Origin of the sequence: Cohnella soli (assembly GCF_042655525.1) — a bacterium.
GTDB lineage: Bacteria > Bacillota > Bacilli > Paenibacillales > Paenibacillaceae > Cohnella > Cohnella soli.
Genome location: NZ_JBHSMI010000028.1, coordinates 228,611 through 254,764, shown reverse-complemented (window position 1 = coordinate 254,764; position 26,154 = coordinate 228,611). Strand labels below are relative to the sequence as shown.

The 26,154-nt window shown below is 51.9% G+C and carries 15 protein-coding genes; 2 read left to right on the top strand and 13 right to left on the bottom strand.

Features of this window, described 5'->3' with window-relative positions:
* Positions 1-36 precede the first annotated feature (36 nt).
* The 12 genes from ACFPOF_RS17400 to ACFPOF_RS17345 form a co-directional block, all read right to left on the bottom strand.
* Positions 37-783, bottom strand: a complete 747-nt coding sequence (locus ACFPOF_RS17400) for an S-layer homology domain-containing protein (RefSeq protein WP_378134885.1) — start codon at positions 781-783, stop codon at positions 37-39.
* 8 nt (positions 784-791) lie between these two features.
* On the bottom strand, positions 792-6,236 hold the full coding sequence (locus tag ACFPOF_RS17395; RefSeq protein WP_378134883.1) for a glycoside hydrolase domain-containing protein: 5,445 nt from the start codon (positions 6,234-6,236) through the stop codon (positions 792-794).
* Between the two features lie 95 nt (positions 6,237-6,331).
* Entirely contained in the window at positions 6,332-7,219 is an 888-nt protein-coding gene (locus ACFPOF_RS17390; RefSeq protein WP_378134881.1) for a carbohydrate ABC transporter permease, read from the bottom strand.
* Positions 7,220-7,233: 14 nt separating this feature from the next.
* Positions 7,234-8,091, bottom strand: a complete 858-nt coding sequence (locus tag ACFPOF_RS17385) for an ABC transporter permease (protein ID WP_378134879.1) — start codon at positions 8,089-8,091, stop codon at positions 7,234-7,236.
* Between the two features lie 105 nt (positions 8,092-8,196).
* On the bottom strand, positions 8,197-9,888 hold the full coding sequence (locus ACFPOF_RS17380) for a type 2 periplasmic-binding domain-containing protein (protein WP_378134877.1): 1,692 nt from the start codon (positions 9,886-9,888) through the stop codon (positions 8,197-8,199).
* A 168-nt stretch (positions 9,889-10,056) separates the two neighbouring features.
* Positions 10,057-11,721: a response regulator gene (locus tag ACFPOF_RS17375; protein WP_378134875.1), complete on the bottom strand. Its 1,665-nt coding sequence runs from the start codon at positions 11,719-11,721 to the stop codon at positions 10,057-10,059.
* The gene (locus ACFPOF_RS17370) at positions 11,696-13,480 is read right to left on the bottom strand and encodes a sensor histidine kinase (RefSeq protein ID WP_378134873.1); all 1,785 of its coding nucleotides are present in this window, start codon (positions 13,478-13,480) and stop codon (positions 11,696-11,698) included. Before ACFPOF_RS17370 ends, ACFPOF_RS17375 begins: the two co-directional genes overlap by 26 nt.
* A gap of 194 nt (positions 13,481-13,674) precedes the next feature.
* Positions 13,675-14,502, bottom strand: coding sequence for a carbohydrate ABC transporter permease (locus tag ACFPOF_RS17365; RefSeq protein WP_378134871.1), 828 nt, complete (start codon positions 14,500-14,502; stop codon positions 13,675-13,677).
* Between the two features lie 12 nt (positions 14,503-14,514).
* A complete protein-coding gene (locus ACFPOF_RS17360; RefSeq protein ID WP_378134869.1) occupies positions 14,515-15,411 on the bottom strand; it encodes a carbohydrate ABC transporter permease in 897 nt (298 codons plus the stop codon).
* Positions 15,412-15,582: 171 nt separating this feature from the next.
* A complete protein-coding gene (locus tag ACFPOF_RS17355) occupies positions 15,583-16,911 on the bottom strand; it encodes an ABC transporter substrate-binding protein (RefSeq protein ID WP_378134867.1) in 1,329 nt (442 codons plus the stop codon).
* A 60-nt stretch (positions 16,912-16,971) separates the two neighbouring features.
* Positions 16,972-19,101: an amylo-alpha-1,6-glucosidase gene (locus ACFPOF_RS17350; RefSeq protein ID WP_378134865.1), complete on the bottom strand. Its 2,130-nt coding sequence runs from the start codon at positions 19,099-19,101 to the stop codon at positions 16,972-16,974.
* 133 nt (positions 19,102-19,234) lie between these two features.
* Entirely contained in the window at positions 19,235-20,248 is a 1,014-nt protein-coding gene (locus ACFPOF_RS17345) for a LacI family DNA-binding transcriptional regulator (protein WP_378134863.1), read from the bottom strand.
* Between the two features lie 566 nt (positions 20,249-20,814).
* On the opposite strand from ACFPOF_RS17345, the gene ACFPOF_RS17340 reads away from it, so the two are divergent.
* Both ACFPOF_RS17340 and ACFPOF_RS17335 read left to right on the top strand, forming a co-directional pair.
* A complete protein-coding gene (locus ACFPOF_RS17340; protein ID WP_378134861.1) occupies positions 20,815-21,138 on the top strand; it encodes an ArsR/SmtB family transcription factor in 324 nt (107 codons plus the stop codon).
* Positions 21,135-24,473: a DEAD/DEAH box helicase gene (locus ACFPOF_RS17335; protein ID WP_378134859.1), complete on the top strand. Its 3,339-nt coding sequence runs from the start codon at positions 21,135-21,137 to the stop codon at positions 24,471-24,473. Before ACFPOF_RS17340 ends, ACFPOF_RS17335 begins: the two co-directional genes overlap by 4 nt.
* A gap of 26 nt (positions 24,474-24,499) precedes the next feature.
* Here ACFPOF_RS17335 and ACFPOF_RS17330 read toward each other — a convergent pair whose 3' ends face one another.
* Positions 24,500-26,152, bottom strand: a complete 1,653-nt coding sequence (locus ACFPOF_RS17330) for a sulfatase-like hydrolase/transferase (RefSeq protein ID WP_378134857.1) — start codon at positions 26,150-26,152, stop codon at positions 24,500-24,502.
* Positions 26,153-26,154: the final 2 nt, after the last annotated feature.

Here is a 26,154-nt window from a genome sequence, read left to right as displayed (position 1 = left end):
ACGAAAAGATCGTTTAGAAACAGCCCTTGGTCGATATTATTGCTTCTTCAAATAGTTAAAGACGGCTTGCGCTGCTTCTGCGCGATTAACAGACACTTTCGGCGAAAACTGGTTATTGCTGCGTCCAACCATAATGCCCAACTCTGCCAAAGCTTGAGTTGCTCCTCTTGCCCACGGAGAAATTTGCGCGTCATCCGCATAGCTGTGCGATAAAGCAGGCTGGAGCGCTTGCTTGGTCTGCCATTCCACTGCCCGCTGCAGCATAACCGCCATTTCCTCGCGCGTAATTGCCGCATTCGGAGCAAAGCGATCGTTGCCTTGACCACTGATCAATCCCGCTTGTGCAGCAGAATTGACTGCGCCTGCGAACCAAGCATCAGCGCTTACGTCTTCAAATTTGCCGTTTCCGTGATCGGCAAGCCCCAGCGTTCTTGCCAATATTACCGCGAACTCAGCGCGCGTGATCTGACGATCAGGAGAAAAAGTTGTCGTTGCAGTGCCTTTCAGGATCTGTCTGGCGGCAAGCTCGCGAATGGCTTCTTGCGCCCATTGCATCTTGGATAGGTCATCGAACTTCTTCACAAATACCAAACCTGCTACCCGACCATCTTCCAGCAATTGGACGGTGATCCGACCGTCGGATACTTCTTCCTTCAAGTAGACAAGCTCTCCGTTCTCTCCGATGCGATAAAGATGGTAGTTTGCAGGCTTTTCCGAGACTGGCCATGAAAGCGTCAGCTTGTCGGAGCCGGCCGCCTCGCCGGACTTCAGCAACTCATCCATCCATTTTCTTATTTGTGGAGGACATTAATCGTATCAGAACCAGTGAAACCAGCGCCTCCGGATGTATTTCCGGCTAGTATAATCGTCACCGTTCCGGACTGATTTCCGACTAAAGCGATCAATTCTTTCCGGTTGAATTTTACCGTGATCGAATGGTTGTCCCCACCGGAAAGATTGGAACTCTGTGCAGAGATGGAAGACCCGTTTAAGATCAGCTTGATTGATTGGAGATCAATGGACGCAACATCAAGCTCTGCAGGTAAATCAATTTTAGCGGTGATCGAATTGTCTCCCCCTTGACTCTTAGGATTCAAGGTTTCCGGTTTGATATCAACATTTACATAAAGGTCTACAGCAAACGGAAGCGACTTGACCGTCACGTTGCCCGCTTTATCTGTTGCGGTGATTTCCAGTACGTTACTTCCTGCGTTGGATTGCAAGGAAATGGATTGTCCCTGTGTCACGGTATCACCATTCAGCTTGGCTTCCACACTATCAAGCCCGGACAGGGCATCCGTTGCTGTAAAATCGATGGTAATCGTGTCCGTCGTCTTGAAAGAGCCGGAGGCCAAGGTGGTATCCACGATCACTGGGCCAGTTTTATCAATGCTAATTCCGCCGACAGTGGCCGAACTCGAATTACCCGCCGAATCGACCGCCGTTCCTGTTACGAATTGATCCGCACCTTCTGCTGACACGACGGTGTCAGGTGTCACGCTCTGGATGCCCGATCCCGAATCGGATGCCGTAAAATGGACAGTCACATCGGTGTTATACCAGCCATTCACGTTCGGCTCCGATGACTTGGCGCCCGTAATTTCCGGTGGAATCGTGTCGACAACTTGAATCGGCAGCGCCTTCAACTCAAAGGCAACATAATTAGCCGTATTAGCTCCGTCGGCAAGACCATTGTCCGCCAAGCTGAGGGCTACTCCGTTCGGATTGTTTGGTTCCACCAAATTAATGTGCGCCGTAACGCCGATCTTTTTGCCCGCTTCGGCGGTAATGCCAATCGTAGTCCACGGAATTGCCATTTCGACCTGATAGCCATCCGTCGTCCGCGTGCTTTTTTGGATGATTCCTTGCGTCTTGTCGGCATTCACAGCACCGTTATAATAGGTTGCAGGATCATCTACCCTGATCGTGTATTGATGGGTGCCGGGATCGCGCGCACCTTGAACGAAATTACTGTCCACGAACAATTCAACGCTTGAATCCACCCATACCGGATTGGTTGTTGTGGATCTGATGTGTCCATCCTTCACATCGAAGGCCGCGTACAAATAATCGGGGCTCCACAGCAATCCCAATCTACCGCCGCTGCTTGCATCAAGCAAATTGCCAAAGGCTTTATAACCGATATTCCAGTTCATATTCCAGGCTTCTTCATTAACAACGCCATCGATACTCATCGCGTCACTGCCAACCTTTTCAAGCCTATAGGTCGCTTTTGCTTTCGTAAATTTTTTGGGCAGCCAAGCTACCGAGGACTGGGCATCCTGAGAGCTGTTCTCCGTCAACGCCAGCATGCCTGCGGCTGAAGCGTTCGCATCATTGACATCCTTATCATTCACATGGGCAGTGACTCCGATGATGTTGCCAGCGATCGGCGTGATACCCAGCGAACGCCATGGAATGGCAACTTCGATATTGTAGCCTTCCTCCGTAGCCTCGTAGCCATATTTCACCTGCTCATTCGCTTTTGGCGTTTGCCGGTAAATATGCACCTGAGGATCATTCGCGCGGAATACATAGCGAACCGTATGATCGTCATAAGCACCTTGCTTACCGGTGCCGTCCACATAGATTTCCACAGAATCGTCATCCCACGGATTTGCCGAGCCGGAATTGACGATTTGATTATCTTTTACCGACACCGCTGCCAACAAATATTCATCGTTGTAAGTAAAAGAAGCTGCAGCCTGATTATCCGTCGTACCCGAGCGATTAGTTAGCGACGTCCGCGTATCCCAAATCTGTTCCTTCAATTTGCCATCGAGATACGGAATTGTTTGGCTATAAGGAAGGTCGTATTGCTTCATCGCCTCTTTATCCACGCCATGCAAATACAGGTTGCTGATATAAATGTCCGTTCCGAGCGCATAGGGCCATGTCCAGATCTGAACGGAGTTGACATTGGATATGTCTTTTGTCACTTTCGACAAATCAAACGAGATATGATTGTCTCCTTGGCGGAGGTCTGCAAGCTGCCCGTTATATAATATATTTCCATCGGGGTCTCTTAACAGAATGTTATACCATCTCTCGTCATCGCCAGAAGCACGGTAAATGTCTAGCTCCACTGTACTTGCCCAAGAAAAATCCTTCGAATCTTCTTTCACCGGAATAGAGATGCCGGGATACGGGTACGTGCCTGCTGCTCCATCCGGGAATCTAACTTGCAGCGCCTTTCCTCCCCCCGCCGCGTGATCATTCGTCACTCCGACGATCTGAGCATTATCATCGGTCAAAATCCCGTTTGCCGAAGTGAAATCGTGAATGACCTTGTTCAGCATAATCGGCTCAAGCCCGCGGGATTTGAGCCACACCGATTTCGTCAGCTCGCGCTCAGCTCCGCCTTTCGACAGCTTGACCGTGACGTTGTTCATACCCAGATTGAAATCCGCGACATAGCGATACTGGTCGCTGACGTTATTGCCGGCAATCGGTTCCGCGTTAACGGATACGTTATTGATCGAAACCGTCGTCCCCTTCTCGGCGTACACGATGACCTCTTTTTTAGAATATTGCATCGGCTGATCCTTGAATACGACTAGCGCCTTCGGATTCATCGCCAGCTCTTCGATGTAATCGGCGATTTCACTTCTTACCTGCTGCAAGTCTTGCGGACTCTTCGTAAATGCTTTCACATTCGTAAACAAGCGGTCATAGTATGGCTGGATTAGTTCCTTGGCGGAGACGACTACCCCAAGCTGCTGCGCCGCTTGCTTAATCCGCTCTTCCAATAGCCACAAATATTCATAGTCTTGGTTGCCGTCGCGAATCGCCTGCAGTCTCAATGTCCCAATCGGACCATTCAAGCCATATTTATAGCCAGGGTATAACAGGAATCCGTCGCCGTTAGCACCCGGGAATGCCATCGGATCGTTCCAAATATCGCGTGCAATATATTGAAAGCCGGTCCATTTGGCATACACGTTAACCGACCAATACAGATTCCCCTCAATACCGTATGAACGCTGCATCCAAGGAATGAGCCGCGCACTGATCAAGTCGTCGTCAATATGGTATGTCGGGTATGGATTCGTAGGAACAACACAGCCGTACCACCACATATTGCCGCCATTCGCTTGAAAATCCTTGACCTGTTGCAAATACTCATCGCTGTCAAACTCGCGGAACAATGGTGCGAACGTATTCACATCATTTTTGAGATCCGGATGAAGACCAACGGTTACAACATGTCTTAAATTGGGATCAATCGCCTTAATCTGCTGGCTGCGCGTTTTAACAAGAGGATATTTCTCAGGCGGCGGTTCATCAATTTCTCCGCCCAGATAGTAGTAGGCTTTACCTATCAGACCTTTATTCTTTAAGCTTTGGACGAGCTTCTCCGCCCTGCTTTCTTGGTCGCCGTTTGGTCCTTTATCAAAATCGCCTATCGTGTAAGGAATATTGTATGCCGATACGCGCGGATCATTGACATAAGGCGCCGCCAAATCTGCATAATGCTCATAATCCCACGGGATAGGCAAGTAGGTTGGCGTCACATGATAATTTAATAGAAACTCATAGTAGTTCCGCATGATTTGCCAATATTCCGGAGAGTTCTCCACCAGTCCAGGATAGCCATAACTAAGGTTCCAGTCACCCCATACCGCAAAGGCGGTTTGTGCATGATTTTCCGCCGGAAGCGCAAAATCCCTGACTCTTACCGTAATCGGCACCTGTTCCGTTGTACCGTTAGCCGTGATCGATATCGTTCCCGTATACAACCCGGCTGGCGTGTTCTCATCTGTTTTGACGGTAAACCAAATCGCCTGATTATTTCCGCTTTGCACTTGAATGGATTCATTCAAGGTCATATACGGCGCGTACGGAATTAAGGCATCCGGATACCAGCCCGGCTCATAGGCGCTATTAGACCTGTTGGTGGTTTTGACATAATGCTGCACGAACTTCTCGATCTGGCTTGCCGGAATGGTCGCGCTGCCCGAGGTTAAATCCGAGATTTCGGAATTCGTGATGTTTACATATCCGCCATGAGCTGTGAGCAGTACTTGCCCGCTCTGATATTCGCGCTTTGCCATCTCCAGGTTAACGGCAGTTGAAGCAAGCGGGGCGGCATCCCGTTTCACATTCGAGATATTTGGGGCCGTCCAGACGCTGTACGTGCCTTCTACTGATTCAGGGGCGCTGCCTACGTTTAATTGCACAAGCGATATATCGTCGAAGTAAATCTTGCCTGTGCCGCCTGTGATAAAAAGGTATGGCATCACCTGTCTTACGCCCGGAACGATTTCGAAGCGGAAAACAAGCTTCTGCCATTCGCCCGTAACGTTATCCAGAGCCATCATTCGCGATGTCATCCAACCATTGTCGCCAATGTAATCCAAATTCACCGAAGGCCGTCCAGGCTTAGTCGGATCATCCGCCTTGACCCAAACGGACAACTCGTACTCTTCCTTGTCGTCAATAGGAATACTTGACCCATAACGCCAATTATAGTTCCAGGTTGCCGTGTCCCCGTTGTTCGGATATTCGAAGAAAACACTGGAACTGCCGGAATGTTTGACGTCACTGCTGACGCCAAAATTTGCATTCCCCGTATTCACCCAGCCGACAGGCTTCCCTCCCGCCTGCAGCTCGAATCCACCGTTATCAAACTTGTTTGCAGATGAAGCCGACAATCGAACAATCGATACATCGTCGAAGTAAATCTTGCCTGTGCCCCCTGTAATGAAAAGGTATGGCACCACTTGCCTTACGCCGGGAACGATTTCGAAGCGAAATATAAGACGCTGCCAATCGCCCGTAACGTTATCCAGAGCCATCATTCGCGATGTCATCCAACCATTGTCGCCAATGTAATCCAAATTCACCGAAGGCCGTCCAGGCTTAGTCGGATCATCCGCCTTGACCCAGACGGACAACTCGTACTCTTCCTTGTCATCAATAGGGATATTGGACCCGTAACGCCAATTATAGTTCCAGGTTGCCGTGTCCCCGTTGTTCGGATACTCGAAGAAAACACTGGAACTGCCGGAATGTTTCACTGCGGTGCTGATGCCAAAATTTGCATTCCCCGTATTCACCCAGCCAACCGGATTACCCCCCGACTGCTGCTCGAAGCCCCCGTTTTCAAACAAATTTACGGCTGCCGCCGCCGCTTTCTTCGGCGCAACCCCCGCTCCGGCAAATACCGGGACGATCAAGCATAAGATTAGCCATTGGATCGCCCATTTTTTGCTCTTGCTCCTCCATGTTGTCATTCTAATTCACGCTCCTCTAAATTTAATTAATGAAAGCGCTTTCTTTGATTCGGAAAACTTGCTCTTTCCTCTCCCCTTGCAGGGAGAGGAAATGGTCATTCCTTTACACTCCCAATTATCATGCCTTTCACGAAGAAACGCTGCAAAAACGGATAAGCAAGCAAGATCGGCAACGCCGCAATAAAAATTTGTGCCGCTCTTCCCGTCCGGATACTCACACGGAGATATTTTTCTGCTTCTTGAGCACTCATCTCTGACAAATCCTTCGATACGATCGTCGTCTGCAAATACGTCTGCAGTGGGTAATGCCTAGGTTGATTCATATAGATAAGTCCATCGAACCAACTATTCCAATGCCAAATCACTGTTAAGAGCAACACAGTGGCCAACGCAGGCAGAGACACCGGCACATAAATGCGCCACAGAATCGTCCAATGATTTGCACCATCCAGCTTAGCCGACTCCTCCAGTTCCTTCGGAAGATTACGAAAAAAGTTAAGAAGCACCACCACATTAAACACAATAATTGCGGACGGGATAATAAGTGCCCAGATCGAGTCGATCAACCCCGTCGACTTGACCACCACGTACGTAGGAATAAGCCCTCCTCCAAAAATCATCGTAAAGACAAAATACCAAGCGTACACCGTACGAAACCGAAACTGCCTGTTGTCCTTTGACAAGGGGTAGGCGAGCAATATCATAAGAATCATGCTGGTCGAGGTGCCGATAACGGAGCGCTGAATCGTTATCCAGAACGCTTGCAAAAACTCTTTCTTTGCTAGTGCGGCTTCGTAGGAAGCCGTACTGAATTCGACCGGCCATAGCTTTACCGCACCGGCCGAGACCGCTTGGGCAGAGCTTAGCGATACCGAAAACACATGGATAAGCGGAAATAAACAGGTTAAGGCCAACAGCGTCAGGAAGGCCATATTGCCTATCGTAAACAGCCGGTAGCCGATACTTAGTCGATACGATGGCATAACGATCACCTTCCTTAAAAAATTCTATAGTTGGCCAACCGATAAGCCAGATAATAGGATACCGAAATCAGCGTGAACGAAACGACGGACTTGAACAAACCGACGGCTGTAGCTACGCCGTATTGGAACTGCTGTAAACCGATACGATACACGAACGTATCAAGAATATCGCCTGTCTCATACACTTGCGGGCTGTACAGGTTAAAGATTTGTTCGAACCCGGCGTTGAGAAGCTTGTCGAGACTTAATACGGCCATCAACACGATGATCGGCGTCATACCCGGTAGCGACACATGCCAGATCTGTCTCCAGCGTCCTGCGCCATCCGCTTCCGCCGCTTCATATAAAGTTGGATTAATACCGGTCAGTGCTGCCAAATAAACAATCGTCCAGAAGCCGAATTCTTTCCAGATGTCGGACATTACAATCGTAAACTGAAACCAATGATTATCGCCGAGAAAATAAATGGGCTTGACACCTAGCCAAACAAGCGCTTGATTGATGACTCCCGATGACGGGGACAAAATATCTATCAGGATACCGCTCAGGATGACCCATGACAAAAAATGCGGCAAATAAACAAGCGTCTGGAACGTTCTGCGGAATAACGTAAGCCGCACCTCATTCAGCAAAAGAACCGCAGCAACAGGAACAATGATGCCAAGCGATATTTTCAACGCTCCGATGACAACCGTATTTGCAATGATCCTCGGCGTATCCGGCATCAGCATCACATAGCGGAAATTATCCCATCCCACCCACGGCGAATGGAATATGCCTTTTGCAGGCAAAAACTTCTTGAATGCAATGACGGCACCCGCCATCGGTCCATAGCTGTAGATGAGAACGATGATCAAACTGGGGAGGATCATCAAATGCAGCAGCCGGTTTTGTCTCCACTCTTTGCGTAACAGTCTGCTCCCCTCCTTAAGGAAGGGAGAAGGTTATGAAACATCCCCTTCTCCCCCGAAGCCATTTTATTGTTGCGACTTGTACCACTCGTTTACTTCTGCTGTAATTTGATCGCCGCCAAGTTTTTTCCATTCGGCGATGAAATTGTCGTATTCGTCCACGGAAGCGCCCATAATAATTTTGGTCATCACTTCGTCTTCTTTTGCCTTCAGTACGCTCATTTTGTCGCCCATCGTTGCCGTAGGCGCACCATAGAATTCGTTAAAGTGGAACTCGTTGTTCTTGTAGCCGTCGTACATCATCGCGAAGGTGCCGCCTTCTTTTACGATCATATACTGAAGCCAGTTCGGGAAGGTAACCTCGCCTTCCATATACTTCTTGGCTGCTTCGTATCTGGCGATCCGGTCTACATCAACGCCGAGAATCGATGCATCACCCGTTTTAAGCGCTTGCGGGATCAACTCTCCGCCCTTGACAAATGCATCCATCGAATTGACAACAACCGGGTTGATGTCCCAGAAAAACTTGCCGGTATCTTTGTGCGCTTTGCTGAAGACGAGAACGTTGTTCTCATTATTCGGATGCAGGGAGTAATCGATCCATTGGTTCAATAGCTTGATGGCCGCTTCCGGGTTTTTCGCATTTTTGTTGACCACGTAGAATCTGTCGACCGACGCGCTGGCCGGATTAAGTGCCGGTTGCCCGTCAACGGATGGGATCGGGTATACTTCCCAATCCTGAACCAGCTTGCCGTCCTTCACCGCACTATCGAAAGCGGCGCTGTACCAGAATGCGCCGTATGTCAATCCGACGCGATTGTTTGCAATCAATTCGAGCTCTTTACTCGTATCTTTAACGCCGAATTCAGGGTCGATCTGCCCCGCCTTGAACATATCCTGCAATTGCTTCAGCGCCGGCTTCATGTTCGGATCAAGACTGCCGTATTGCAAATTGCCGGAGGCGTCTTTCACCCATTGCTGCGGGTACAGGTGATAACCGGCGAAATATCCGGACAGCGACAGCGACTTGGACAAGCTCAAGCCGTACGCTTTACCTTTGCCGCCCGTGTCCCGTTTCGCAAACGCTTCCGATATTTTGAAGAGATCCGCCATCGTTTTGGGCTCCGGCAGGTTCATTTCTTTCAGCCAATCTTTGCGAACCCAGACATAATTCATCGCGTTGTACGGGCTGTTCGTCACAGGAATCGCCATCAGCTTGCCATCGAAGGTTGCGGCTTTCAACTGGCGTCCGCCATCTTTCGTAAACTCGCTTTTCGTGTCCGCCGACGCGTATTTATCCCATAGTTCCGTCAAATCCATAATCATGTCATTGTCGACCAACTGCTTAATATCGTTGATGCCGACTTTGTAGAAATCCGGCAGGTCGTTCGAAGCAATTGCGATTTTCAGCTTCGAGTCGTAGTCGTTCACCGTGTTGACGACCCAATTATTTTTCAGCTTGATGCCAAGCTTCTGCTCATAATAATCGTAAATCGTATTTTTGTTGATGTCCTCTCCCGGTTCGAAAGCTTGCTGTGCATCGATGCTGCGGATCGTCGTCAGTTCAATTGGCGGATCGTACTTGCCGAGCGGGTCGATCGCTTCCGGGCTCTGGGCTTCGCTCGCAGTGGCACTTGCAGAAGGCGCTGAAGCTTTCGGAGAATTGGCAGCCTCATTGTTATTGCTGCTGCAAGCGGTCACGGTAAGCAGCATGGCGGATAACAGCGCGGCTAGTCCGACTTTAGCATTACGTTTCATTGATACTCCCCCTGGTTGCGTAGTGATTTCTTGATCGGTTGGAATTGCTGTCGAAGCACTTTCCTCCCCTCTGCCACAAGTATATAAACCCGCGCCTATCCGCAACTAGATTCACCTGTTGACATCCCGTTACATTCCTTGACTACTTCTTGGCTCACGGCGCAGCGGCTACGAATCCCGATATTCCTGCGGGGTCATGCCCATGCTCGCCTTAAAGAAACGGATAAACGACAAGCGCGAGTCATAACCGACCATCGCGGAAATTTCGTAAATTTTATAAGCGGAATGCTTCAGCAGTTCCTTCGCTTTCTCCGTCCGCGCCATATTGATATACTCAGACAAGCCGATCCCTGCCGTTCTTTTGTACAATCTCGACAAGTAGGAGGGATTGAGGTGAACGATGCCTGCAAGTTTGGCTAGCGAAACATCCTCCGCCAGATGGCTGTTGATGTACTCGTTAACGCGATGCACCACGATATGCTCGTCCTCCACGGCAGGCTGGTCGCGATTATCGAACAACAGCTCCGCGAGCTTCCGGAAATAGGCGCGAAGCTCCTCCCACGACAAATTCACGTCGGCATGCGACAGGCGATCCAGGCCGATCTGCGCGGCCAGCTTCCCATCCAACGGGTATTGATTAAGATAAGAAAGAAACACGGAAGCAAGCCCATGATACACCTCCAGCTTGACGAAGCCGGAACGGTTTTCCTCCGCCGCATGGTCAATAATCTCGTCTAACAGGCTGTTGAAATCCGCTTTACCGCCGTTTTCCAGGTAGTGACCGAGCAGACTGATCTTTTTCGTTTTGCGGTTGGCCAGCTTCATCTTGGCCGCTTCAAACGACGAACGCGGGGCGCTGTGCCCGCTCTGTCCTTTCAGCCTCACTTCGCTTCCCGTTCCCTGATCTCCCCACATGAGAGACAGCAATGCGTCATAGGCTTCCGGAAGCGATTCCCAGCGTACAGCGGAAGGACTGATCGCGAAGGACACTTCAAGGCCGATCGTCTCGCGACAGTTAGCTTGAATCGTATCCAATTCTCCGTATACCCACTCGAACCAGGTTTTCCCTGCGTCATCCTGCTCGCCTTCGCCGCTCTCCGCGCCTGAACCGTTCATCGGCTGCAGCAGCCAGACCACATTCGAATCGTCCATTTCCGCTGATGACAACCTGACCGTCGATTGCAGCTTCTCCGCCGCGATGTTCTGTACCGCATATAACATCAGCTTGCGGCCTTCGCGCGTTCCTTTGCCGCCCCAGGAATCGATGCGTCCGAGCAGTACATATACCGGCAGCTCCATAGACAAGCCCATCCCCGTCTCGCGAAGCTTAGCCCGTATGGAGGACTCTGACAGCGGCGCTCTTCCTTTGAGCAGTTCATTGATGTACTGCTGCTGCATAAGCAATGTCGCCTGCCTGCTCTGAAAATTCGCCTCCAGCAGCTTCCGGTTCGCCTCCGCTTGCGCGTCCAGCTCCGCAATCGCTTTGTCGATCGATCGCACGATACCCTCGTCGCTCTCCGTCTTCAGCAAATAATCGAAGCCGCCGCCGGAAATGGCATTTTTGACATAATGAAAATCATCGAAGCTGGTCAGGAAAATCACTTTGCATAGCGGCCAGCGACGCTTGATTTCATGCAACAGCTCCGTCCCTTCCATTCCCGGCATTCGGATGTCGGACAATACGATGTCGATCCTCGTTCGGCTCAGCACTTCAAGCGCCTGATAAGCCGAGAATGCCTGAAACAGTTCAAGCTCGGGCTTCTTCTTGCCGAACATCTTCACAAGCCCTTCCACGATAATGGGCAGGTCATCCACGATCAGCATTCGATACATCTGTCTCCGCCTTTCCGCTGCTATCCAGTTTCAGCCGAATTTCTACGCACAATCCGCCAAGCTGCGACCTCGTCAGCGATAAGCCGCTGCCGCTGCCGAACATCAACTCAATCCGACGATGCACGTTAATGACGCCGGTCGTTTCCTCCATAAAATTGCCGCTCTTCGAGAGTGTCGCTGCCAGCTCCGCCAATGTGGCATCCGATAACGTCTTTCCGTTATCCTCGATCCAGATGGACAAATAACCGTCGGACTCAGAGGTGTGCACCCACAGTTCCCCTTTCAAATCAGGTGACCCAAGAGCATATTTGTAGGCGTTCTCCAATATTGGCTGCACAATCAGGCGGGGCACAAGCAGCTCTCCGTACGTGTCGGCAAGCGGTTCGAACTCGACGTCAATCCAATCCCCATACATAATCGATTGCATATCCACGAACACTTGGGCATGCTTCATTTCATCCCGAAGCGGAATCCGATCTTCCGCATTGCGCGTAATAAAGCGGAAATAATCCCCTAAATATAGCGTAAACCGATAGGCGCGGTCATTCTCGCCCTCTTGAATCAAGCGGTTCAGACTAAACAGGCAGTTGTACATAAAATGCGGATGGATTTGCGATTGCAGTCGCTTAAGCTCCGAGCGTTGGCTAAGAATCTCTTTTTCATACACTTCGCTGATCAGCACTTCCAGCCTCGAGACCATGCTGTTAAATCTGCGGTATAAATATTGAAATTCATCCCGCCTCGTGCTGACTTCGATCGGAAGAAGCTTACCGTCCTCCACTTTGCGGAAAGCGGCTACAAGCCGGCGCAGCGGATGATGGATGATGCGATAAATGGAAATTGACAGCAGGAAGACGATACACAACGAGAAACCGAGCAGCGCCCAGATCCACCGTTCATAACGGTGCAGGGAGCCGAGAATGTTGTTCTGCGGGACGTAAACGAGCAGAATGGTGTTCAGAACAGTCGATTTGCGATAGGAGATCAAGTAAGGCACGCGTTCAATCTCAGTAGAAGTCATGCCGACCGCCACATCTTGCTGCAATTGTTGCTCCGCGAACGACCTCATTGTTCGTGCGACGTCTCCGTCTCGTTCGCTTGTAATCTCCCATTGCTCATCGATGTTAAACAAAATGGAATTTCCCTGGTCCGGACTGACAATGTTTTTTAAGCTTTCGCGCAGCTTGTCCGCCGACAGCTCGACAACAACGACGAAGACAGGTTTTCTTCCGGACGCGCTCACAGGGAACCTCATGCTCATAAACAACCGTTTCCCAATGGCCATCACCCGGCTCGGATCCACATTATCGGCCAATTTTTCATACTCATCGGAAGGAATGTCGGACAAATAATCATTCGAGACAATCGTTCTGTTGCTGAAAGGGAGGAACACCTTCGCCTCGGCAATATACGTGCTGGATGCTTTCAGCATGTGCAGCCGATTCTGCACGGCGAGCACCTGGCTCATCCGCCCGTAACTTGTGATCGGCTCCTCCGAAATGCCAACCTCCATCAGTTCTTTGTCGATCACAAACTCAAACATAAGCTGGCTAATGCCTTGAAGCGCATTCTCCAGCGACTGTATATAGAACGCGTCCCTGCTGTGGACGGACTTAGATATTTCCTCATAAATCGTTCTGCTCCCCTGCTGGTTCAGCAGCAGGGTCAGCATCGAAAGCGGCGCCAATACGGCCAGCAAGGCTGCTATGAGCTTGGCAGAAATCGTAAATCTCATTCGCTTGATGGACGGAACGAACATGACCTGCCCCTCCCTTTCCTTTCATTGTATGAAGTGTGTCCCGGACATCCTAGTTACATCTATTTACATCCCGTTACTTCTGTTGACTCATCGTTCTTATTCGGCCATCTTACATAATGACACATAGCTTCATCAAGCAAAAAAAAGAGCCGCCGATTGGCAGACTCCTTGATTGTACTCTATAACAACAGCAGTTACTTGCTCCCCGTAAACGTAATGCCTTTAACGAAGAAGCGATTAAAGCCAATGTAGATGAGAAGCGCCGGAATCGTCATAATGACGGACGCGGCCATAATGTAGTTCCAGAAACTGATGTACTGCCCTTTGAACGTGTTCAGACCAACGGACAACGTGAACATCGCTTTATCCGACATGAGCATAAGCGGCTTCAGGAACTCGTTCCATGCCCCCATGAAAATAAAGATCGTCTGCGCGGCAAGCGCCGGCTTGGCGAGCGGCAGCACGACGCGGGTAAATAAGCCGAACTTGCCGAGCCCGTCCAGTTCCGCAGCTTCCTCAAGCTCCTTGGGGAAGCTGATGAAAAACTGGCGCATCATGAAAATGTAAGTCGCCTGCGCGCCCATAGGGACGATGATCGCCTGATAACTGTTCAGCCAGCCAAGCGATTTGATAATCAAATAGCTCGGTATAATCGTCAGCTGACCCGGAATCATAATCATCGCCAATATGCTGTAGAACATCAGAGAGCTGCCCGCGAACCGGATTCTTGCCAAGGCATAGCCGGCCATTGAGTTGAACAATAGGTTAAACACGGTAACCGATACTGCGATTAACGCACTGTTCATGAACCAGCGGACGAATAACGGCTCTTGCTTAAAGATCGTCCTGTAGTTATCGAATGTAATATGATGCGGGATAAAATTAATACCGCCTTTTACGATCTCGGGAAGCGACTTTAAGGAAGCGGAAACGGCCCACAGAAACGGAATAAACGTAATCAGCGCGTACACTCCGAGCAGGACGTAGAAGACCGCCCTGAAACGTTTTAACGATTTATTCATTGCGATCTCCTCCTAGTTCAGTTTTTCTTCCTTAAAGATCAGCCGCTGGATGACGGTGATGAGCATGATGACGACCGCCAGCATGAACGCCAACGCAGACGCGTAGCCCATGTCCAGGTTTTTGAACGCATATTGGTAAATGAGCAGCACGACCGTCAGCGTAGCATTGTTCGGCCCGCCTGATCCGGCGGAGAAAATGTAAGATTGATCGAACAGTTGGAACGTGCCGATGATGCCCATGACGAGAACGTAAAAGGTTACCGGCTTCAGTTGGGGAACGGTAATGCGCCAGAACTTCGTCCACCCGTTCGCACCGTCGATTTCCGCCGCCTCGTACAGACTGTCCGGAATATCCTGCAACGCTGCCAAATAAATGACCATGAACAGCGGAGCCGTCGACCAGATGTTCATAATCATGATACCGATCAAAGCAACGGATGGGTCCCCTAGCCAGTTGTAAGTCGGTAATCCGACAAGCTCGAGAAAATAATTCAGCAGACCGTTTTTGTTGTAAATCCACATGAAGATAAGCACGAGCACGGCCGATGACGTGACGGTCGGCAAATAGAAGGCGACCCGGAAAAAGTTCCGGAAACGAAGCTTCATATTCAATACCGCGGCCAGCGCAAGCGCGAGCAGCGTCTGCGACGGAACGACGATCAAAGCATATTTGGCCGTATTCCTCAAGGCGATCCATAATCGCGGGTCATCAATCATCCGCTCGAAGTTCGACGTCCCGGTAAACTTGTAGCTCACGTGGCCGAGCAAATTAACTTTATGGAAAGACAAATAAATGGCATAGGCGATCGGCAGCATCAGAAAACATCCGAGAATGAGGAGGGCAGGGGACATGAAAGCATAACCCGACGCGCCTTCCCTCCATTTTCGTTTGGCGTTTGTTCTCGCCATCGTTGGCGTCTCTCCTCTCGACATTTCGCGTCGGGGCACGGAACGACTATAGCCGTCCAGCATGAGCATCAACGGCTTCACTCGTTCCACGCCGACGCGGAAGCGGATTAGAAGGCGCCGGACCGGAACGTCGCATGCGTTCCATCCCGGCGCTTCTATGATTCCGATTTATTATTGCCCGGCAGCGATTTCTTTGTTAGCGGTCTCTTGCGCTTTATTCATTGCGTCGGTCAGCGAAGACTGGCCGGAGTAAGCCGCTACGAATTGGTTGTTGAAGTTGTTCATGATCGTTGGCAGCGTGGAACCCGCTTGCCATGGCGTTGCATAAGAGCCGCCCGCTACCAACGCGCCGCGGATCGGATCTTTGTCGAAGCCAAGTTCAGCCGCAACCGATTTACGAGTCGGCAAAGCGAAGCCTTTGCTCGTCCACGTTTTCATGCCTTCTTTGCCCGTCAGGTAAGACAGCAGCTTCCAAGCCGCTTCTTTCTTCTGGGAGTTTTTGTTCATGACGTATGCAACCGTGAACGCCATCGTACCTTTCTGGCCGTTAACCGTCGGCACTTCCGCCGTTCCGAAGTCAACGTCAGGGAAGTTCGATTGGATGTACGGGATCGCCCAGTTGCCTTCGAGCACCATTGCCGCCTTCTGTTGGCCGAACATTTCGCCGCCCCAGCCTGCGCCGACGTCGGATGGTTGACCCGCTGTTTGCGCTTTCGTATGCTGGTCGATGACGAGGGAAAGTCCTTTTTCCCCTTCAGGCGTAGCGAATGCAGCTTTGCCTTGGTCGTCGGCCAATTTGCCGCCGAACGCTTTAATCATGAACATTTGGCGAGCGAGCTCAGGCGCTTGACCCAAACCGTATACTTCTACTTTTTTGCCGTTTTTCTTCGTCAGTTTCTCGGAAACGGCTTGCAGTTCATCCCATGTTGCAGGAGGCGCCGTAATACCCGCGTCCGCGAACATTTTTTTGTTATAGAACAAAGCGAGCGTGGAATAGTCTTTTGGGAAACCATATGTTTTGCCGTCGGCGGTTTTGAACGCGTTCAGCATTGGCGTTTCGAAATCGCCTGCGTCGAACTCCGGCGTAACGTAGCCGTCAAGCGGCTCGAGAACGTCTTTCTCGATCAGTCCCGGCGCTTCGAATGCGTCCAGGTAAAATACGTCCGGAGCTTCGTTGCCGATCAGGCGAGTCTTGATAACGTCCATATACTGGTCGGCAATGACTTCGTATTTGACTTTAACGTCCGGGTTTTTCGCCTGGAACTCGTCTAATACTTGCTGCAGAAGAGCTTGCTCTTCGGGGGAAGCGCCCCAGCCCGCTAGCGTAACTTCAACCGGCTCAACCGGTTTGGAAGGGGAAGCTTCGCCGGAAGCGGATGCGGTCGGAGAAGCGGAAGGTGAAGCTGAAGATTCGTTTCCTTTGTTCGAGTTGCCGCAAGCGGACAGTACGAGAGAGAGCGAAAGGATAATCGACGACATGGTATAAAGTCTTTTTTGCATTGTAAATCTTCCTCCCTTTTATTTGTGTTATATAATCAAACGGTCGATAAATCGAGCCGCTTAATTCGGAATCAGATCAGCGGACGGATCGACTACGATCACGCGGCATCCGCTCGTATTTTCCAAAACTTCGACTTGCAGCTTGCCTTCTCCGCGAGTATTTCTACTCAGCGAGACGGACAATCGCCCAGCCGCGACAGGAATGTCTCTCACGGTCAAGCTGTCGATACCTTCAGGCAGGAACGGGTCTAACGCGACTGTTCCTTGCAGCGCTTCCGGCCGTAAGCCCAGCAGCGCCTGCACGATCGAGACGGAAGTTCCGGCCGCCCACGCTTGCGGAGAGCAAGCAACGGGATAAGATACAGGGTAACCGACCGACTCGTCATACCCGCAGAACAGCTCCGGCAGACGATTGTACTCGAAACGGCTGGCCGCCCGGAGCAATCCGGAAATGACAGTCGCGGCTTCCGCTTTCAGCCCCATTCGGCTCATGCCGAGAAGCGTTAACGAATTGTCGTGCGGCCAGATGCTACCGTCGTGGTAACTCATCGGATTGTAGCCAGTCGATTCGGTGGACATCGTCCGAATGCCGTAACCGCTGAACATGTCCGGTGCAACAAGACGACTTGCCACTTCCTCAGCCCGCTCGGGAGCGAGAATGCCGCTCATCAGCAGATGGCCTGGATTCGACGTAACGGACTGCACTTGCTTTTTGTCGCCGTCCAGCGCAATCGCATAAAATCGCTCATCAGCCATCCAGAAGTCGTTGTCCAGCTTCGCCTTCAAGCGTTCTGCTTCTTCGACGAGCCGCGCGGCCCACTCCGTCTGTCCAAGCTTCGCAAGAACCGGTGCCAATCTGCTTTTCGCTTGATACACATAACCTTGAACTTCGATGAGGGCGATCGGCGCTTCGGCGAACGCCCCGTCGGCGTGCACAACCGAGTCTGCAGAGTCTTTCCACCCTTGGTTAGCAATGCCCTTGGACGATTCCTGGTAATACTCTACCCAGCCGTCGCCGTCGCGATCGCCGTATTGATCGATCCATGCCAGCGCCCGCTCCAGATTCGGAAGCAATTCTTCCACCGTTGCGGTGTCACCGGTCCAGTGTGAATACTCCGCGGCCAGCAACACGAACAGCGGCGTCGAATCGATGCTGCCGTAATACGGTGCGAACGGCACTTGCCCGGATCTTGCCAGCTCACCATTACGCAGTTCGTGCAATATTTTGCCGGGTTGCTCGTCCTTCCACGGATTCAGTTCCGTCCCCTGGTTGGCGGCCATAATTCCGAGCGTGCCTTTAGCAACTTCCGGGAAGATCGGAAGCATCTGAAGCGCGGCGATCAGGCTGTCTCTGCCGAAAGCAACCGCGTACCACGGCAATCCTGCGACAGGGATCAAGCCTTGACCGAAATCGGTCAGCAGCACGCGCAAATCTTGCACGCCCCGATTGTACAAGCCGCCGAGTACAGCGGAGTCTGTCTCCACCTTCGCGCAGCGTTCTACCCACTCTTCGTATTGCTTTTTCAGTTCCGCAAGCGCCTCGTCCTTCGGAGTGATCACAGGCGCCTCGCCGTTGACGGACGGGATTACCGTAAACGTTATCTGGCGCTGCTGCTTCGGCTCCAGTCGAACGGCATAGCGGACGGCGCCTTCCGGCGTCGCTTCATCCGGTTCGGCATCCCACACGATGCGGGTCGATCTGCGGACGCCGTCAGCTCCGGCGTACTCCGCGTGCCAGCCATCCTTGTCGCAATGCCTGCTCTCGATCCTGCCCAGCTCATCGGCCGGCTGAAACCCGCGCACAAGGAACATATCACTGAAGTCAGCGTCGAACGATACTTCAATATCGAACGCCAGCGCTTTGGTAGAAAAGTTGGTCGCCGATATCGTTTCGTACAATACTTCGCCGTAGATGAACCTCTCGCGGATTAGTTCGACCGACTCTCTCCACAGTTTCACGACGCCGTTTGTTTCCTCATGTTCGTTCGTCAGGCGAATGCGGGCGACATAATTCTCATCGGCGGCAGAGGAGAGCAGCAGCGGGCGTTTCCCGTTCAGCTTCAGCTCCAGCTTGCTTAGAAAACGCGTGTCTTTCGTATATAGGCCGCCTTGAGGGTTGCCTTCGATGATATCGCCGTGATGGTCCGTCATCAGAAACAAATCATTGTTTTTGATTACTCTGTAGTTCATTTCGTTCTCCATCCTGTTTTTTCTAGTTTGTCCTAAAACAAATCATTCGCCTTCCGAAACGTTTCGGAAAAATAGAAAATTTTTAGTTCTTCCGAAACGTTTCGGATTGAGGGTGAAAAGAACGCCCGCGCTTCTATACGCGCCGCGTGCTCTCCCGGACGACCAACTGGTTGCTCAGTAAAATTTTGCGATTGTCCGTCCTCTCATCCAGCATGTCGATCAGCAATTGCGCCGCCTGGTAACCAAGTTCGTACTTATCTTGACGAACCGTCGTCAGCTTCGGCGAACAATAAGACGCAATCGTAATATCATCGAACCCGACGATCGAAATATCTTCCGGCGCTTTGCGCCCGAGCTTCTCCAACGCCCGCATAGCCCCGAGTGCCATCAGATCGCTTGCGCAAAATACGGCCGTAACGTCGGGATGGCGAAGCAAAATCTGATACATCGCCTCCGCGCCTCCGTCTTCCGAGAACTGCCCGTCGTACACGAGGCCATCGTCGATCGGCACATCGTATTGGCGAAGCGCGTCGCGGTAGCCTTCAAGACGATCTTTGCTGACAAACGCCTGATCGTGACCGTTGATCATGGCGATGCTGCGATGACCGTAATCCAGCAGATGCCGAACCGCCATCGCGGCGCCGAGCCGTCCGTCCGACGTAATGTGGGCCACGTTATCTCCCGTTTTCGGGATGTCCACCAGTACGCACGGAAACGCACTCTGCTCAATAACTTCGTGCAAATACGGATCGTCCAGCCGCAAACCCGACAGAATCGCGCCTTCTACATTTCTTTCCCGGCACAAGGAAACATACGATTTCTCCATTTGCTTGGACGGGTTCGTACTGAATAACAGCAAATCATAGTTCAGCTCGCCCGCCCTGTCGTTGATGCCGCACAAAATCTCGTATGCGAAAGCATCTTTCGCCCCCGCGCGGTTAATATCCGAAATAATAAGGCCGATCGTTCTCGTCTTTTTGGAAACTAGGCTTCTGGCGACGGCGTTCGGGCTGTAACTCAGCTCCTCTGCCACCTTCTTGATCTTCTTTCGCGTATCCTCGCTGACGTCGTCGTAACCGTTCAGCGCCCGGGATACCGTCGTGACGGATACGCCCGCTTTCTTTGCGATATCTTTAATAGTCGCCATGCGTTAAACACCTTTCCAAAACGTTTCGGATTCATTATAAAACAGCTAACAAACAAATTGCAAGCGCTTTTTTAGGTGACTTTTAAACTGCGACGCACAATGAACGAACCCTGTACATTTGGATGAATAGGGATCCCCACCGATCAGCGGAAACTTTTTCCGTTATTCGGTGATCTCTCGCCTGTGTAGACCGGGATAACGCACATTTTTTCCGTTATTCCCTGCAGAAACAGCCATTTGGGGGCCAAACTCTCGATAATTACGGAAAAAATTTCCGCCATACTCTCCCTTGAAGGGTAGCATACTTTCAAATAACGGAAAATTCTGCCGCTATGATAACAAGGAGGAGCGCGCCGGAATGAGACTGTCTACTGATCCGTTGACTCAGAATGGTTCCGCCAGACGCTTCGCTTCTGTTGGATATCGCCCATTAGCTCGAAGGTGGCTGACATTTTCGCCACAATCGTTTTTGCTTGCATTAACGTTTTATGATATAAAATAAATATATCGGTATACACGAATATAATAATCGCTATTATTGCGCGCGGAGAGATGAGGTTACGAAAATGAGCGATAAATTGGCGGAAATGGCCGAGTTGCTGAAGCTGCTCGGTGACCGGACAAGACTGGCGATATTGGGTCTGCTGCAAGAGCGGGAATTATGCGTCGGAGACATCGTGGAGCTGCTCGGGACAAGCCAACCGAACGCAAGCCAGCATCTGCGGCGATTGAAGAGCGCCGGGCTCGTTCAGGAAACAAAACGCGGACAGTGGGTGTTCTACGCGCTGAATTTGGACGACTTCCCCGATCTTCGCATATTCCTCTCCCAGCTCCCTGGACGCAAGGAGCGACTCCGCTCGCTGTCCGGCTTGCATCAGCGTGGCCAATGATGAACGCGCAATTCACGAAACGAACGATCAAACAGCTTTGCGGTTCTTATTCGATCGAGCGCGGAGAAGCAGATTACCGCGCGGGCAATGTGAAGCTGGAATCAGGCGACCAGCCTGGTTCCTCTTATCGTGCCGTTATTTTCGGCAACAATATCGAGTATGTCGTACACATTCGGTTCGTCGGACGCGGTGAAGTCGAAGCCCATTGCAGTTGCCCTGCGCTCGACTCTTACGATAAGCATTGCAAGCATGTCGCTGCGGCTCTTATTGCGATTCTGGATGAGACAAGCGCAAGAAAGTCGACGGCAAACCACTCCTATATTAATGATCTTATGCCCGATAGGGACGGAATCGGTCTGACGCCTCGCTCCCGCGACGCCAACGTCGCTTCGGACGGCGCAATCTCCGAAGATCTACTTGACCTGTTTGCAGATCAGCCTAAACGAGCGAACCGCACGAACAAATTTTTCACCGACCGCCAGCTTCTGTTAGTCGACTTCATCGTCAGCCCTTTTCCTTACGGCTATCGTAAGTACATGTTGGGCATCGAATTAAAGGTCGGTGCGAAACGAACATACGCCCCGGCCAAAATCCGGGATTTTCTCGACAAGCTGGACCGCGGCGAAGGATACGCCTTCTCGAAGCATTTCGCCTACGCGCCCGACAAGCACGCTTTCGAAGAAGTCGACGACGCAGTGCTCCGAAAGCTCGCCGACGTACGCCGCCAGGAAAGCATGGTCAGTGAAACGTCCGGTTCTTATTCGCCTTTCGCCGCTCCGGCAGGCGGAGAGCGGATGTTGCTCGTCCCGCCTTCGGCATGGAAGGAGATCGCACCGTTGCTGGAGAAAGCCAGGAACGTCAAGCTCGAACATGACCGAACGATATACGAGGGGGTGCGGACGACTCGGGAGCCGCTCCCCCTTCGTTTCCGATTTGATCGCGAGCAGAAGACGACAGACAACGATGATAGTTATTATCTCGAAGTTGACGGGCTGGACAGATTGACGGTGTTGGAAGCTTACGGGCTTGTGCTGTCGGAAGGCGCGTTCCATAAAGTGGACGGTGATCGATGCCGACGTCTGTCCGAGCTTAAAAAGCTGCTGGAACGCTCATCCGGTCGTTCACGCATCCTTATTTCCCGCGCGCAGACCGAACCTTTCCTGCATCAAGTCGTGCCCGGGCTCCAATCGCTCGGCAGCGTCGACGTTTCTCGGACGGTGAACGAACGCATTTTCCAGGCGCCGCTTAAAGCGAAGCTTTTCCTTGATCGTGTGAGGGATCGGCTGCTGGCGGGCCTGGAATTCCATTACGGAGATATCGTTGTTAACCCGCTCGAAGATGGCGAGCGTTCCAGAGGAGCCGATCGCATTCTCGTGCGGGATGTCGAACGGGAAACCCGAATACTGGAGCTGATGGACGGCGCCGGCTTTATTCGGACGGAAAGCGGCTTCTTCATGGACGAGGAGGAACCCGAATACGAATTTTTGTATAGAGTCGTTCCGCAGCTTGAAACATTGCTGCACGTCTACGCCACGACCGCGGTCAAATCCCGGCTGTACGTCCCGAACTCGCCGCCAAGAATTAGAGTCGATGCAGATGAGAAGACGGATTGGCTGGATTGCAAATTCGAATTCGAAGGTATCCCGCAACATGAAATCCGCAACGTGCTGAAAGCACTCAGCGAAAAGCTCAAATATTACAAGCTGCCCGGAGGCGCATTCGTCCCGCTCGAAAGCAGGGACTACGAAGAAATCATCCGTTTCATGAACGACGTCGGCGCGCGGGAAGCGGATTTGACGGAAGGCGGCATGAGGCTGCCGGTCGTGCGCGGCCTTCATCTCGTCGACGCCGAACGTCCTGGCCGCTCGTTGGAACTCGGCAAATCATTCCGTGAACTGCTGTCCCGTATGAGAAACCCGGACAGCCTCGACTTCCCGGTGCCGGACTGCGTCGCCCCCGTATTGCGGGATTATCAGAAGCTCGGCTACCAATGGCTCAGAACGCTCGCTCATTACCGGTTCGGAGGCATTCTTGCGGACGATATGGGTCTTGGCAAGACGCTGCAAAGCATCGCCTATCTTGCGTCCGTTCTCCCGGAAATCCGTCAAAGCGGGATGCCGGCGCTTGTCGTCTGCCCTGCGTCGCTGACCTACAATTGGCGTAATGAGTTAAAAAGGTTCGCGCCCAACATCCGCGTTGTCATCGCCGACGGCGTGAAATCCGAGAGAACCCGTGCGTTGAAGCGGCTCGCCGCGACCGACGTACTGATTACGTCCTACCCTCTGCTTCGCCGAGACATCGCCGATTACGCCGGCACGGCGTTCCATACGCTGTTCCTGGACGAAGCGCAAGCGTTCAAGAACTACTACACGCAGACGGCCCACGCGGTGAAGAGCGTACAGGCGCTGCATCGTTTTGCTTTGACAGGCACGCCCGTCGAGAACGCCGCTGAAGAAATTTGGTCGATCTACGACGTCGTCTTCCCTGAACTTTTGCCGGATCGTAAGTCGTTCGCAGAGATGCCGAGAGAAGCGATCTCAAGACGCATCCGACCGTTCCTGCTCCGCAGGATGAAGGCGGACGTCCTCGCGGAATTGCCGGAGAAAATCGAATCGATGCAATCGTCGGAGATGTTCCCGGAACAGAAGAAGCTGTACATGGCCTACCTTGCCAAACTCCGCAAAGAAACGTTAAAACATCTGAACGAGGACCGGCTGTTCGGCCTGCAAAGCAACCGGATCAAAATATTGGCGGGCATTACCCGGTTGCGGCAGCTCTGCTGCCACCCTGCATTGTTCGTCGAAGATTACGAGGGGGGTTCTGCGAAATTCGAGCAACTCCTCGAAATTGTCGATGAATGCCGTGCCTCGGGCAAACGCGCGCTAATCTTCTCGCAGTTCACCGAGATGTTGAAGTTGATCGTACGCGAACTCGGTGCGCAAGGCGTTCCATTCTTCTACTTGGACGGCGAGACGCCTTCCGAAGAACGCGTAGAGATGAGCGAGAGGTTCAACGACGGCGAGCGCGACTTGTTCCTCGTTTCCTTGAAAGCCGGAGGAACGGGACTGAACTTGACCGGTGCAGACACGGTCATCTTGTACGATCTGTGGTGGAACCCCGCCGTGGAACAACAAGCGGCCGACCGTGCCCACCGCATGGGCCAGCGCAAAGTCGTGCACGTGCTCCGCTTGCTCGCCCAAGGCACCGTCGAGGAGAAAATGTATACGATTCAGCAGCGCAAAAAGAACCTGGTGGACGAACTCGTCCAACCAGGTTCGGAATCGCTATCAACGCTCACCGACGAGGATATTCGGGATATTCTTTCGATCCCGTAACTTGCCGGGCGAATCGAAGTGATTGCTTACCCGTTCACGTTAATCCACAAATCTTTGCCTGTCCATGTCGACACTTGCACCCATCCGGTGCCCTTCCACTCTTTCAAAGCGTATAGATCCTGTGCTCCAACTTCGATCAGCGCTTTGGAAGAGGTGTCGGGTTCCACATAGGCTTTTGTCTTCTGCGGATTGCGCACCCTCTTGTATACTTCGATCACAGGCTGCGGCAAGTTGATCCAGCGCTCGTTGCCTTTCTCGTCGGCGTATTGGTACCAATTGCCTTCGTTCTTGAAGAAATCAACGGAAGTTCCCGCAGCGAGCTTCCCGACTTCCTTCGATGACTTATCCATGCGCTCGTACACTTTCGTATTCTCCATCACGGTCAGCTTCGTGCCGAAAGTGTTCTCTTTGGCCGGCAATGCCCGAATGTAACTATCGGACTGCTTGAACCGGCTCGTTACTTCCCCTGCCAGTTCAAGCATTTTGCCATCCGCCGCAATTGGCTGTCTCGTCTTAACGTCCGTCGCCGACTTCGATTTTGAATCATAGTAACGATCTCCGTAGACAAAAGATCCCGCAGGCGCGAACGCCGCTCTGACGGCAACCGGATGCTTCTCGCCTTTTAGCAAATCGTATCCGAACGTCGTTCCTTCGGGTTGAACGTGAAGCAGCCCCGACAACGTCGGCATAATGTCCAGATGACCGCCCTCCGTATCGTACTGACCGGCTTTCACGCCGGGGCCTCGCACGATAAAAGGTACGCCGAGCGCGTCGATCTGATCGTACACCCTGCCGAGCAGCTCTTTCAGCGCCGCGGCTTCTTTCTCTTTAACGAAGCTCATCATCATCCCGGTATGGTCCCCGTAGATCGCTATCACCGTGTTGTCCCACAGCTTTTTCTTTTTCAAATCCGCGAAAAAACGCCCTAGAGCTTCGTCCGCATAATGAGTCGCCTCAATATAATCCCCGACCATGTTGCCTTGGTACGCTTTCGGCAAGTCAATCGATTGGTACTTGTCCGGAATTTTGTAGCTATAATGGCTGGACATGCTGATAAGCTGCGCATAGAACGGTTGGTTGGTTGCGGCTAACAGCTCCGCGCTTTTCCCGTACAACACATCGTCACTCGCACCGAAAGCGATAGAATTATCCGTGCCGAAGAACGATTTGTCGTAAAAACGATCGAAGCCAATCGCCTCGTACAACTCCTTCCGGTTCCAAAACATCACATTGTTCGTATGGAGCGTCATCGTGTTGTAGCCGTTTTTCTTTAACAATCTCGGCAAGCTCGGGTATGCTTTGTCCGCCGCGTCCATAGCGATGCTGTGACCGCCGTCGAGCGGATGCAACGACGTATTGGCCATAAACTCCGCATCCGACGTATTCCCCGCCCCGTTCTGCAAGTAGAAACGCGGGAAGTAGGCGGATTGCTTGATCAACTCGTTCAAGACAGGCGTTATCTCTTGCCCCCCGACCGAACGGTTCAAGAGGAACGATTGGAACGCCTCCAACTGAATGACGATCAAATTCGGCTTCGACGCGTTCGTCACAACCGGCGCTACCTTCGGCGAAGCGGACGAAGAAGCCGTCGCCGCCACTGTAAGGCTATCGTTATTCGCGCAGCCGGTGAGGATGAATAGGAATGCCAATACTGAAGTGAGCCAGGATCTCGCTTTCACTG